We start from the raw sequence: 11,928 nt of genomic DNA on the forward strand, positions 1-11,928 counted from the left end.
CTTCGCCGCAGACAAGGGATCGCCAAGCAATGCGCTGCCCCGGCAGCGCCGCAGAACGGGGAAATGACATGGAAAAGCTTCCAACCGATCTTTTGTGTCAGGTGGGAAAAGGCCGGATGTCGCGGCGCGACTTCCTGGGCCTGGCCATGGCGGGCGGCATGACGCTGGCGGCGGCCAGCACGCTATATGCAGGCTCGGCCATGGCGCAGGAACCGAAGCGCGGCGGCCATCTGAAGCTGGGAATCGGCGGCGGCGCCTCGACCGACTCGCTCGATCCGGCCAGCTATAGCGGCTCGTTCAACTTCCTCGTCGGCCATAGCTGGGGCGACACGCTGATCGAGACCCACCCCACCACCGGCGACGCGGTGGCGAACCTGGCCGAATCCTGGGAGCCCTCGCCCGACGCCACCGTCTGGCGCTTCAAGATCCGCAAGGACGTGAAGTTTCATGACGGCAGCGCCATGACCACGGCCGATTGCGTGGCGACCCTGCGCCGCCATGCCGACGAGAAATCCCAGTCCGGCGCGGCGGGGCTTCTGAGCTCCTTCCAGAAGATCGAGGACGAGGGCGGCGATCTTGTCATCACGCTTGACGCGGCCAATGCCGACCTGCCCCTGCTGCTGACCGACTATCACCTGCTGATCCAGCCGAAAGGCGGCGCCGAGGCGCCCCTGGCCGCGATCGGCACCGGCCCCTACAAGCTGAAGGAATACCAGGCCGGCGTGCGCGCCGCGTTCGAGAAGAACGCCGACGACTGGCGCAGCGACCGGGGTTTCGTCGACAGCTTCGAGATGATCGGCATGAACGACGCGACCGCGCGGGTGGCGGCGCTTTCCTCGGGCCAGCTGCATTTCGTCGATATGGTGGACAGCAAGACCGTGCCCCTGATGGAGCGGCTGCCGACGGTGCAGATCCTGACCTCCAAGGGCAAGGGCTTCTATGCCTTCCTGATGCATTGCGACACCGCGCCCTTCGACAACAACGATCTGCGGCTGGCGCTGAAATACGCCATCGACCGCGAGGCGATGCTGAAGCAGATCCTGGGCGGCTACGGCTCGGTCGGGAACGACTTCCCGGTGAACGACGCCTATGCGCTTTTCCCCGAAGGGATCGAGCAGCGCGTCTACGACCCCGAGAAGGCCAGGTTCCATTATCAGAAATCCGGCCATTCCGGCGCCATCGACCTGCGCACCGCCAATGCCGCCTTTCCCGGCGCGGTCGATGCGGCGGTGCTGTTTCAGCAGAACGCGGCGGCGGCGGGCATCGAACTCAACATCCGGCGCGAACCCGACGACGGCTATTGGACCAATGTGTGGAACGTGCAGCCGTTCTGCGCCTCGTATTGGGGCGGGCGGCCGACGCAGGATTCGCGCTATTCGACGAATTACATCTCGACCGCGGAATGGAACGACACCCGCTTCAAGCGCGAGGATTTCGACAAGCTGGTGCTTCAGGCGCGGGGCGAACTGGACACCGAGAAGCGCAAGGAGCTTTACCGCCAGATCGCCATGATCCAGCGCGACGAAGGGGGCACCATCCTGCCGGTCTTCAACGACTATATCAACGCCGCCAGCAAGAAGCTGATGGGCTTCGTCCCCGATATCGGAAACGACCTGTCGAACGGCAAGCTGGCCAGCCGGGTCTGGCTGGAATCCTGAGCCAGGCGGCGGGGAGCACGCATCGCCTCCCTGCCCGCCCAAGCGGAGTTGCCCATGGCCCAATCCTCGCGCCGCCTTTCGGCAGAGCATCCCCTGGCCGCGCTGATCCTGCGCCGGCTGGGGCTTAGCCTGCTGCTGCTTCTGGCGGTCTCGCTGCTGATTTTCGTCGGCGTCGAGGCGCTGCCGGGCGATTTCGCCACCACCTATCTGGGCCAGGCGGCGACGCCCCAGGCCGTGGCCAATATCCGGGCCGAGCTTGGCCTGGATCAGTCCCTGCCGACGCGCTATGTGCAATGGCTTTCAGGCGCGCTGCACGGCGATTTCGGCACCTCCTGGGCCAGCCGCATGCCGGTCGCGGGCCAAATCGCCGAGCGGATGGGAAATTCGCTGTTCCTGGCCGCCGTCGCCGCCATCGTGGCGATCCCGCTAGCCATCCTGCTGGGCCTGGTCGCGGTGCTGACCCGCGACACCTTCCTGGACCGCGCGATCAACGTGGTGACGCTGGCCGCGATCTCGTTGCCCGAATTCTTCGTGGGCTATCTGCTGATCCTGGTCTTCGCGGTGCATTTCGGCATCGCGACCTTTCCCGCCACCATCTACGCCGGGATGACGCTAGGCGCCAAGCTGCAAGCCATCGCCCTGCCCGTCGCCACGCTGGTCCTGGTCGTGCTGGCGCATATGATGCGGATGACGCGGGCCGCCATCATCTCGGTCCTGTCCTCGGCCTATATGGAGACGGCCGAGCTGAAGGGCCTGGGCGCCTGGCGGGCCATCGTGCGCCACGCCGCGCCGAACGCCATCGCGCCCATCGTGAACGTGGTGGCGCTGAACCTGGCCTATCTGATCGTGGGCGTCGTCGTGGTCGAGGTGGTCTTCGTCTATCCCGGCATGGGTCAGTATATGGTCGATGCCGTGACCGTGCGCGACATGCCGGTGGTCCAAGCCTGCGGGCTGATCTTCGCCGCCGTCTACATCCTTCTGAACATGGCGGCGGACATCATCGCCATTGCCGCCAATCCGCGCCTGAGGCATCCCCGATGAGGCTGCGTTCCATTCCCCTTTCCGCCTGGATCGGCATGGCCGGCATCGCGCTGGCGCTGATCTGCGCCCTTTTCGCCCCCTGGATCGCACCCTATGGCGAGCGTGAGGTGGTCGGCCCCGTCTGGCAGGCTTCGGGCGGGGATTTCCTGCTGGGCACCGACAACCTGGGCCGGGACCTGCTGTCGCGGCTGATCTTTGGGGCGCGCACGACGCTTCTGGTGGCGCTGGCCTCGTCGGTCCTGTCCTTTGCCATCGGCATCGCGCTGAGCTTCGTGGCGGCGGTCAATCGCGGGCTGGTGGACAACGTGCTGTCGCGCTTCAACGACCTGATGATGTCGATCCCGACGCTGATCTTCGCGCTGGTGGTGCTGGCGGCGCTGCCGCAGAACCTGTGGGTGCTGATCGCGGTGATGGCGGTGCTGGATTCCACCCGCGTCTTTCGCCTGGGCCGCGCCGTCGCGCTGGACGTGGCGGTAATGGAATTCGTCGAGGCGGCGCGCCTGCGCGGCGAAAGCACCTTTCACATCGTCTTCCGCGAGATCCTGCCGAACACGCTTTCCCCGCTTCTGGCCGAGTTCGGGCTGCGCTTCGCCTTCGCGGTGCTGTTTCTCTCCACGCTGTCCTTCCTGGGCCTGGGCATCCAGCCGCCGACCGCCGACTGGGGCGGCATGGTCAAGGACAACAAGGACGGCATCATCTTCGGCATCGGCGCCTCGCTTTATCCGGGCGCGGCGATCGCGGCGCTGGCGGTCTCGGTCAACCTGGTCGTGGACTGGCTTCTGAACCGCACCTCCAGCCTGAAAGGGGGCCGGGGATGACCGCGCTTCTGCACATCCGCGACCTGCGCATCTCGGCCCGGATCTTTCCGCCGGACGAACCCCCGCGCGAGGTCGAGATCGTCAAGGGCGTCAGCGCCGATCTGGAAAAGGGCCGCGTGCTGGGGCTGATCGGCGAATCCGGTGCGGGCAAATCGACCATCGGCCTGTCGCCCATGGCCTATGGGCGCGGCGGCGTGCGCATTTCCGGCGGAGAGGTGCTGCTGGACGGGCAGGATCTGCTGAAGCTCGGCGCGCGCGGCATCCGCAAGATCCGGGGCCGCCGCGTCGCCTATGTCGCGCAATCCGCCGCCGCCGCCTTCAACCCGGCGCATCGGCTGATGGATCAGGTGATCGAGGCCAGCCTGCACCACAAGCTGATGACCCGGCCCGAGGCCGAGGCCCGCGCGCGCGACCTGTTCCGCAGCCTGGGCCTTCCCGATCCCCAGAATTTCGGCGCGCGCTATCCGCATCAGGTCTCGGGCGGGCAATTGCAGCGGGCGATGACGGCGATGGCCCTGTGCCCCCGTCCCGACCTGATCATCTTCGACGAGCCGACGACCGCGCTGGACGTGACGACCCAGCTTGACGTGCTGGCCGCGATCAAGCGCGCCATCGAGGAAACCGGCACCGCCGCCATCTACATCACCCATGACCTGGCGGTCGTGGCCCAGGTCGCCGACCATATCATGGTGCTGCGCCACGGCCAGACGGTCGAATACGGCGAGACGCGCCAGATCATCGAGGCCCCGCGCCAGGACTACACCCGCGCGCTTTTGAACGTGGGCGCACTGGAACGCCCCGAGGCCGGGGACCAGGCCGGGGCCCTCCTGCGCGTGCAGGGCGTCCAGGCCGGCTATGGCAACGGCATCAAGGTGCTGGACAACGTGACGCTGCACCTGCCGCGCGGCCAGACCCTGGCGGTGGTGGGCGAATCCGGCTCGGGGAAATCGACGCTGGCGCGGGCGATCACCGGGCTTCTACCCCCGTCGCAGGGACGGATCGAATTCGACGGCAAGCCGCTTTCGGCCGCGCTTTCGGGCCGCTCGCGCGACGAGCGCCGCCGCATCCAGTTGATCTATCAGATGGCCGACACGGCAATGAACCCGCGCCAGACCGTGGCCCAGATCATCGGCCGGCCGCTGTCGTTCTATTTCGGCCTGCGCGGGGCGGCCAAGCGCGCCCGCATCGCCGAACTTCTGGACCAGATCGAGATGGGCCAGGGCTTCGCCGACCGCTATCCGGCCGAGCTTTCGGGCGGGCAGAAGCAGCGCGTCGCCATCGCCCGCGCGCTGGCCGCCCAGCCCGACCTGATCCTGTGCGACGAGCCGACCTCGGCGCTTGATCCGCTGGTCGCGGACGGCATCCTGAAGCTGCTGCTGCGCTTGCAGGCGGAAACCCAGGTTTCCTACCTGTTCATCACCCATGACATCCATATCGTCCGCGCCATCGCGGATTCGGTCGCGGTGATGTTCAAGGGCCGGCTGCAACGCTTCGGCCCGAAATCGCAGGTGCTGGCACCACCCTTTGACGATTACACCGACCTGCTGCTGAAATCCGTGCCCGAGATGCGGCTGGGCTGGCTGGAGCAGGCTTTGGCCGAGCGGCGCATGACCGGCGCCGGAAACTGAACCCCCTGGAACGACAATGACCCGAGACTTCACCACCATCGAAAACGAATGGATCACGCTGGCCGACGGCACCCGCCTTGCCGCCCGGATCTGGATGCCCGAAGGGACCGACCCCGTTCCCGCCGTGCTGGAATTCCTGCCCTATCGCAAACGCTCGGGGACCGAGGCGCGGGACGATTCGACCTATCCCGTCTTTGCCGCCGCGGGCATCGCGGGCGTGCGCGTGGACATTCGCGGCTCGGGCGAAAGCGACGGCGTGATCGACGGCGAATATACGCCCCTCGAACTGGCCAATGCCGCCGAGGTCATCGCCTGGATCGCCGCGCAGCCCTGGTCGAACGGCTCGGTCGGGATGATGGGCATCTCATGGGGGGGCTTCAACTGCCTGCAAGTCGCGGCGCTTAGGCCGCCGGCGCTGAAGGCGGTCATCTCGATCGCCTCGACGGTGGACCGCTACAACGACGACATCCATTACAAGGACGGCTGCCACCTTTCGGCACAGCTTTCCTGGGCGGCGACGATGCTGGCCTATCAGTCCCGCTGCCCCGATCCCGCGCTGGTGGGCGACCGCTGGCGCGAGATGTGGTTGCAGCGCCTGCGGGACGAGCCTTATTTCATGGAGGAATGGCTGTCACACCAGCGCCGGGACGATTTCTGGAAACATGGCTCGATCCGCGAGGATTTCGATGCCGTGCAGATCCCCTCGCTGGTCATCGCGGGCTGGGCCGACGGCTATCGCAACACCCCCCTGAAGGCGGCGCGGGGCATGGGCACGCGGTCCAAGGCGATCATCGGGCCGTGGATCCACAAATATCCGCATTTCGCCTGGCCCAGGCCCCGCGCCGATTTCCACGCCGAGGCGATCCGCTGGTGGAATCGCTGGCTGCGCGACGAACCCAACGGCGCCGAGGACCTGCCCCAGGTCCGCGCCTATATCCTGGACGGCATCGCCCCCGCCCCGCGCCGCGACCACGATGCTGGGCGCTGGATCGCCAAGGATGCCTGGACCCCGCCCCGCAGCCTGCGCCTGCACGGCCCGAAGCTGGCCCCCGCGCCGGCGCAGGGGCCAAGCGTTTACCTGTGCAGCCCCCTGGACAGCGGCACCGCCTCGGGGGAATGGTTCACGCTGAAGCCCGATGCCGAACTGCCCCAGGATCAGCGCGGCGATGATGCCGGCTGCCTGCTTTTCCAGACCGCGCCCCTGGACACCCCGCTTGAGCTTCTGGGCCAGCCCTCGGTCACGCTGGCGCTGTCCTGCCAGGCCGATCTTGCCAATCTGGTGGCGCGGCTGGTCGACGTGCATCCCGACGGTACCGCCAACCGCATCTGCTACGGCGTGCTGAACCTGGCCCATCGCGACGGAAACGAGGCGCCCCGCCCGATGCCCCACGGCAAGACCGTGCAGGTCACGCTGGTCCTGGACGCCTGCGGCTATCGCCTGCCCGCCGGGCATAGGCTGCGGCTGGCGCTGGGAACCTCTTACTGGCCGACGATCCTGCCGGCGCCGACCGATCCGGGCGTGACCGTGGACATGGGCAGCGTCGCGCTGGACCTGCCGCTGCTGGGCGATTGCGCCGAGGTGACGGTCCCCGAGCCGGCGAACCCCGACCCTCTGCCGCATTACACCCGGCACGCGCCCGGCAACACCTGGCGCCGCGTCATCCGCGACCTGGGCGAGGGCCGGACCGAATATCACATCCATGATGATACCGGCCTTGAGGAAGTGCCCGGCATCGGCATGATCCATGGCGAAATCCGGGACGAGATCTGGTCGATCAGCCCTTCGGATCCGCTGTCGATGCGGGGGCATTGCCGCTGGCAGACGCTGATGCGGCGCGGCGACTGGTCGGTTCGCACGCTGGCCGAGGCATGGATGGAATGCAGCGCCACCGACTGGATCCTGCGCGCCAAGGTCACCGCCTGGGAGGGAGAGCGGATCGTGAGCGAGCGGGATTTCGCCAGGACCATCGCCCGCGACATGATGTGAGCGGCGGCGCACAACAAGAGGAAAACATGACACAAAAGATACGTCTTGGAATGGTGGGCGGCGGTCAGGGCGCCTTTATCGGCGCCGTTCACCGCATCGCGGCGCGGCTCGACAACCGCTTCGATCTGGTGGCGGGGGCGCTTTCCTCGGATCCCGGCCGGGCGGCGGCCTCGGCGGCCGAACTGGGGCTGGCACGCTCTTACGCGGATTTCCATGAGATGGCCGGGGCCGAGGCCGCGCGCTCCGACGGCATCCGCGCGGTCGCCATCGTCACCCCGAACCACATGCACCTGCCCGCCGCCCGCGCCTTCCTTGAGGCGGGCATCCATGTCATCTGCGACAAGCCCCTGACCGCCACCCTGGCCGAGGCCGAAGAACTTTCCCGCATCGCCGCCGCCTCAAGCGCGCTTTTCGTGCTGACCCATACCTATGCGGGCTATCCCATGCTGCGCGAGGCGCGGCGCCTGGTGGCCGAGGGCGCGCTTGGCCGTGTCCGCGTGGTGCAGGTGGAATATGCGCAGGACTGGCTCGCGCGGCCGACCAGCGGCAAGCAGGCCGATTGGCGCACCGACCCCGCACAATCGGGCGGCGGCGCCATCGGCGATATCGGCAGCCATGCCGCGCATCTCGCGCGCTTCGTCTCGGGGCTTGAGATCGAGGCCGTCGCGGCCGAGCTGCACAGCTTTGTCGAGGGCCGCCGCGTGGACGACAATTGCCACGTCCTGCTGCGCATGGCCGGAGGCGCGCGGGGCATGCTCTGGGCCAGTCAGGTGGCGCCGGGCTTCGACAACGACCTGCGCCTGCGCGTCCTGGGCGAGGCCGCGGGCCTTGACTGGAGCCATGCCGACCCGAACCGCCTGCGCCTGACCCGGCTGGGCGAGCCGTCGCAGATCCTGACACGCGGGGGGCCGGGCTTCGCCGGCGCGGCGCGGGTGCCCGCCGGCCATCCCGAGGGCTATCTGGAAGCCTTCGCCAGCCTCTACAGCGACGCCGCCGACGCGATCCAGGCCGGGCACCTGCCGGACGGCCTGCCGGGCATCGAGGACGGGCTGAAGGGCATGCGCTTCATCGACGCCTGCCTCGCCTCCGGCCGGCGCGATTCGGCCTGGGTGGCGGTCACCGGCTAAGACGCTTCGAACGGGCCCCGGATCGCGCCATGTCCGGGGCCGCGCCGACTGACCCAAAGAGTTTTCGCAAACCCTCTTGCGCCTTCCGGAAAGCTGTCATAAACGCCCTTTGTCGCCAGCGACGGTAAAGAAGTGGCCCGTTCGTCTATCGGTTAGGACGTCAGGTTTTCAACCTGAAAAGAGGGGTTCGACTCCCCTACGGGCTGCCACTTCATCAGATTTTTCCTTTTCTTTCAGTCTGTTCTTCTGCGGAAATGTCCAACCTATCGCACAGGTTGGACAAATTTGTTCCGTGTTTCGCCTCTGTCAGCTTGGCAAGTCCGCTGTCGGCCAGCCGCGCTCGGTCGGCTTTTCCGGTATAAGTTGCGCCTTCCTTATTGGTCTTGTGAGCTAGGTAAGCGCGGATTTCGTCGGGGGTTGCGCCAGCGTTCGCCAGTCTGGTCGCACCGGCCTTGCGGACAGTATGCGCAGAGCAATGCGGCAGATCAGCCGCCGCGCATTGATCCTTGAACCAGTTACCGAAACTCTCGACCGTGTAGGGCCTGCCCTTGCCGTAGGTGATGAACAACATCTGCCCTTGCGGGACGTGCGCCAGTTCCGTCGCCATCTCGGGCAAAATGGGATAATCGCCACCGATCTTGGTCTTGCCGCGACGATAGGCAATTCGCCCACGGTCAACATTCTGCCAGCCCATGCGACAAACGTCTTGGCGGGCCGCCCCGGTGTTCAAGATCAGCAGCATCGCGAGCCGGGCCTTGGTGCCGGGGCCATGATGCGCAAGATATTGGTCAATCTCGGCATCGCTCATCGTGTAATAGCCGTCCGGGTTTTCCTTCATCCGGTCAGCATAGCGTGCGGGGTTGTGCTGCATCCCCTGGAAGCCGTTCTTTATCGCGTAATTGAACAGGGCTGACAGGTTTTTCTTGACCGTGTTCGCGGCGGTCGGGCCGGTCTTGCGCGCCATCAGCGCCTCGACATGCTCGACCCCGAACCTCACGAACGGCAGATCACCCGCCTGCCCCCTGATCCAGTCCAATTCGCCGCGCAAGGACCGCTTGCGGCTGTCCGAAAGATTCTTGAAGCGGATGCTTCCCAAATAATGCTCGACCAGCCAACCAAGAGTTCCGGGCTTGGCTTTCGGAGCCTGCAAGCGAATGCCCTCCATGGCATGCTCATAGGCCGCTCGAAACTCGGGACTCCCGTAGGGACCGGGTAAATAACAGTCGATCCGGTGACCCTTCACGATGCGCCGCAGCCGCCAGCGGGCCTTGCCGTGGCGGTCGGGGGCGCGGGTCACGCCGGGGAACGGGGTCTTGCGGTTGCTCACTTCAACAATCGGTCGCAGGGGTTGGCACCGACGGCGCTGGCCGCGCCGCGTGGAATGATAATGATCTTTCCCTCTTGATCTATCTCAACGCGGTCCACCTCAAGCCCCGCTTCCATCACGCCCATGGCGGCGCGGGTAAGATCGGCCTGCTTGAAGCGTGAAGGACGGTTTGCCATGGTTAAAACCCCTTTCTGGTGCTGAACCGCACCATGCCGGCGCGGGCGGGTGTGGTGGCGCGGGCGATCCGCGCCTCCAGGTCGTTGATTGCGGCGGCCATTTCGGCGTCGGTGCGGTATTCGACGCGCTCGGTTCCCACCTGCAACGTCCTGACGCCCCTGGCGCGCGCCCTGATCAGGGCATCGCGCATCTGGGCCAGTTCCTCAACCACGACCGGCATCAGTTCACCCGATACCAACCGCGATGGTCGATCCAGCCGCTCCCGAAATCGAGGCGAACCTTGATCTGCACCCCGTCCACCTCGAACCCGGCGCGGGTCTCGATCTGCGGGCCGGGCGCGCCTTCCAGATAGGCATATTCCAGCCCGTCCACGGTCGCCGGATCGGCGACGATGTAGAACTGGGCCGTGTCGGTCAGCCGGGGTTCGACAAGCAGCGTCAGGTTGTCGAACGGGTTAACATCGTCGGTCTTGGTCGCGGCGATATCGGCCAGCAGTTGTTCGGCCGGCGTCTCCAGCTCGGGCGGGACCAGCACGACGCGCGGCGTCACGTCCACCAGCATCCCGCCCAGAGAGGTTTGCCAGCGCATCGCAAGCCGCGCGTTCGCCAGCGTCGTCAGGCTCATGGCAAGCCGAACGTCCGGGTCGGGATCGCCCGAGACAGCAAGGTTGCGGTGGTCGGCGTGGAACACCGCCTTGCCGTCCGACAGGGCCGGGTTGCTGGTGATCAACTTCACGATGAAATCGTTCTCGAAGGCGCGCGCCGCGATCCCGAACTTGCTGGTCGTGCTCATGAGCGCGCCCAGGTCGTCATTGATCATCGCCTGGCGGGTGTATCCGATGATCTTGCCGAAGGTGTCGATCTTGTAGGTTTCCTGCCCCTCGGCGATGGTGCCGCTCTTGAACTCGCCATGCTCGTAGACCTGTTCCAGCGCCGGTGCATCGCCAAGGGTCAGCTTGCACTTGAGCCGGAAGTCCCGCGCGCTCGACTGGCGGGCGCCCGAGGCGTGTTCAAACGTCTGCGCTTCGCAGGCGTCACAGTCATCACCCTGTCCGAAGGCGAGATCAACGAACTTCATGTCGGCCTCAAAGGTACCATGAACGCGCTGTTCCTCAAAGACCTCGCTCTCAAGACCCATCGCGGCATTCGTGGTCGCGTCGAGGCGGGCAAGATCGGCAAGCGTTGGTCCGACAGCACCATTCGGGGCAATCGCACCATTAGTTCCGGCACCCTCAATTGCGAACTCTATGTCGGCGTCATCCGCTGGAACCGACAGAAGAATCTGAAACACCCCGACACGGGACGTTCCGCTTATCGCCTCAACCCGGAAAACGACTGGATACGCGCCGAAGCGCCCGAGCTGCGCATCGTGCCGCAAGACCTATGGGACGCCGCCAAGGCGCGGCAGGGGGTGTGCCGGCAACGCAGTGTCGGCCAGGGGGAAGGCCTTCCCCTTCCACCGATGAGATGGCAAGCCGATCAGCGAATTCTGCCTGCTGCTTCACTATTCTGCCCGGCGGCTCATGATGTTCGCTGGCTGTCCGGTATCTTGATTTTTCCGGCCATTGGCCGTACATATCTCTGGAAGATTGGAGATTGGAAAATGGCTGAAGCAGCAAAGAGATCAACGACTGGCCGCGTCCGGGGGGAGCGCCTCGAGACGCGCGTGACCACTGATCAAAAGCGTCTGATCGAACATGCCGCCGCCTTGCAGGGGCGCAGCGTGACGGATTTCGTCCTGACCAGCGTCCAGGACGCTGCACGTCGGGCCATCGAGGAACATCAGCATCTGGAGCTTTCGCTGCGGGACAGCCAGGCATTCGTCCAGGCCCTGATCGAACCGCAGCCGGTCAACGCGCGGCTGCGTGACACCGTTCGACGCTATCGCGAGAGAACAGGCGTCTGACGCGTGGGAGAAGCAGACGACATCCTACGGGTCGAACCTCTCGGCCCTCAACATGACCGGTCAGGGTTCGAAAGCGGTGTAGAGCCGCTCGATCGTTACTTCCGGACACAGGCCGGACAGGACGCCAGAAAGAAGATGGCCGCGCCCTTCGTCCTTGTGCTGCAGGACGACGGGATCGCCGGATACTATACGCTCTCGTCGACTGCGGTGCGGCTTCCCGAACTGCCGGAGGCGATCATCCGCAAGCTGCCGCGCTACCC

General features: G+C 66.0%; 11 protein-coding genes and 1 tRNA gene. 8 read left to right on the forward strand and 4 right to left on the reverse strand.

Going from position 1 to position 11,928, the window contains the following annotated elements; all coding sequences use genetic code 11:
• The first annotated feature begins 68 nt into the window (after nt 1-68).
• The 7 genes from QM682_RS17065 to QM682_RS17095 all read left to right on the forward strand — a co-directional run bounded on the left by QM682_RS17065 (nt 69) and on the right by QM682_RS17095 (nt 8,468).
• Nucleotides 69-1,658 carry an ABC transporter substrate-binding protein gene (locus tag QM682_RS17065; protein WP_415131899.1) on the forward strand — a complete coding sequence of 530 codons (1,590 nt, stop codon included), beginning with the start codon at nt 69-71 and terminating at the stop codon, nt 1,656-1,658.
• Nucleotides 1,659-1,712: 54 nt separating this feature from the next.
• Nucleotides 1,713-2,699 (forward strand): ABC transporter permease, encoded by a 987-nt coding sequence (locus QM682_RS17070; protein ID WP_415131901.1) that lies wholly within the window; start codon nt 1,713-1,715, stop codon nt 2,697-2,699.
• Nucleotides 2,700-2,701: 2 nt separating this feature from the next.
• Nucleotides 2,702-3,517 (forward strand): ABC transporter permease, encoded by an 816-nt coding sequence (locus QM682_RS17075; RefSeq protein ID WP_415131919.1) that lies wholly within the window; start codon nt 2,702-2,704, stop codon nt 3,515-3,517.
• The gene (locus tag QM682_RS17080) at nt 3,514-5,145 is read left to right on the forward strand and encodes an ABC transporter ATP-binding protein (RefSeq protein ID WP_415131903.1); all 1,632 of its coding nucleotides are present in this window, start codon (nt 3,514-3,516) and stop codon (nt 5,143-5,145) included. Before QM682_RS17075 ends, QM682_RS17080 begins: the two co-directional genes overlap by 4 nt.
• Before the next feature lie 16 nt (nt 5,146-5,161).
• Complete coding sequence (locus QM682_RS17085) at nt 5,162-7,132, forward strand: CocE/NonD family hydrolase (protein WP_415131905.1); 1,971 nt, start codon at nt 5,162-5,164, stop codon at nt 7,130-7,132.
• Nucleotides 7,133-7,158: 26 nt separating this feature from the next.
• Nucleotides 7,159-8,259 (forward strand): Gfo/Idh/MocA family protein, encoded by a 1,101-nt coding sequence (locus QM682_RS17090; protein WP_415131907.1) that lies wholly within the window; start codon nt 7,159-7,161, stop codon nt 8,257-8,259.
• Nucleotides 8,260-8,393: 134 nt separating this feature from the next.
• Nucleotides 8,394-8,468: transfer RNA gene (locus tag QM682_RS17095), tRNA-Glu, on the forward strand.
• Between the two features lie 5 nt (nt 8,469-8,473).
• Here the strand turns inward: QM682_RS17095 and QM682_RS17100 are convergent.
• Genes QM682_RS17100 through QM682_RS17115 form a run of 4 tightly spaced genes read right to left on the reverse strand, consistent with a single transcriptional unit; the run spans nt 8,474 to nt 10,840 of the window.
• Nucleotides 8,474-9,586: a tyrosine-type recombinase/integrase gene (locus QM682_RS17100; RefSeq protein WP_415131909.1), complete on the reverse strand. Its 1,113-nt coding sequence runs from the start codon at nt 9,584-9,586 to the stop codon at nt 8,474-8,476.
• Nucleotides 9,583-9,762 carry a hypothetical protein gene (locus QM682_RS17105; protein WP_415131911.1) on the reverse strand — a complete coding sequence of 60 codons (180 nt, stop codon included), beginning with the start codon at nt 9,760-9,762 and terminating at the stop codon, nt 9,583-9,585. Before QM682_RS17105 ends, QM682_RS17100 begins: the two co-directional genes overlap by 4 nt.
• Before the next feature lie 2 nt (nt 9,763-9,764).
• Nucleotides 9,765-9,983: a phage head-tail joining protein gene (locus QM682_RS17110; protein WP_415131913.1), complete on the reverse strand. Its 219-nt coding sequence runs from the start codon at nt 9,981-9,983 to the stop codon at nt 9,765-9,767.
• On the reverse strand, nt 9,983-10,840 hold the full coding sequence (locus QM682_RS17115) for a Mu-like prophage major head subunit gpT family protein (protein ID WP_415131915.1): 858 nt from the start codon (nt 10,838-10,840) through the stop codon (nt 9,983-9,985). The genes QM682_RS17110 and QM682_RS17115 overlap by 1 nt, the downstream gene beginning before the upstream one ends.
• Nucleotides 10,841-10,858: 18 nt before the next feature.
• Between QM682_RS17115 and QM682_RS17120 the strand changes: the two genes are divergently transcribed.
• Nucleotides 10,859-11,668, forward strand: coding sequence for a DUF1778 domain-containing protein (locus QM682_RS17120; protein ID WP_415131917.1), 810 nt, complete (start codon nt 10,859-10,861; stop codon nt 11,666-11,668).
• Nucleotides 11,669-11,928 lie beyond the last annotated feature (260 nt).

This window comes from Paracoccus sp. (in: a-proteobacteria), from assembly GCF_047605025.1.
GTDB lineage: Bacteria > Pseudomonadota > Alphaproteobacteria > Rhodobacterales > Rhodobacteraceae > Paracoccus.

What these genes read in the sequence shown, in the direction of transcription:
- QM682_RS17090 (WP_415131907.1), top strand. Translation starts at nt 7,159, where the DNA reads ATGACACAAAAGATACGTCTTGGAATGGTGGGCGGCGGTCAGGGCGCC.
- QM682_RS17105 (WP_415131911.1), bottom strand. Translation starts at nt 9,762, where the DNA reads ATGGCAAACCGTCCTTCACGCTTCAAGCAGGCCGATCTTACCCGCGCC.
- QM682_RS17070 (WP_415131901.1), top strand. Translation starts at nt 1,713, where the DNA reads ATGGCCCAATCCTCGCGCCGCCTTTCGGCAGAGCATCCCCTGGCCGCG.
- QM682_RS17080 (WP_415131903.1), top strand. Translation starts at nt 3,514, where the DNA reads ATGACCGCGCTTCTGCACATCCGCGACCTGCGCATCTCGGCCCGGATC.
- QM682_RS17115 (WP_415131915.1), bottom strand. Translation starts at nt 10,840, where the DNA reads ATGAAGTTCGTTGATCTCGCCTTCGGACAGGGTGATGACTGTGACGCC.
- QM682_RS17120 (WP_415131917.1), top strand. Translation starts at nt 10,859, where the DNA reads ATGAACGCGCTGTTCCTCAAAGACCTCGCTCTCAAGACCCATCGCGGC.
- QM682_RS17065 (WP_415131899.1), top strand. Translation starts at nt 69, where the DNA reads ATGGAAAAGCTTCCAACCGATCTTTTGTGTCAGGTGGGAAAAGGCCGG.
- QM682_RS17110 (WP_415131913.1), bottom strand. Translation starts at nt 9,983, where the DNA reads ATGCCGGTCGTGGTTGAGGAACTGGCCCAGATGCGCGATGCCCTGATC.
- QM682_RS17085 (WP_415131905.1), top strand. Translation starts at nt 5,162, where the DNA reads ATGACCCGAGACTTCACCACCATCGAAAACGAATGGATCACGCTGGCC.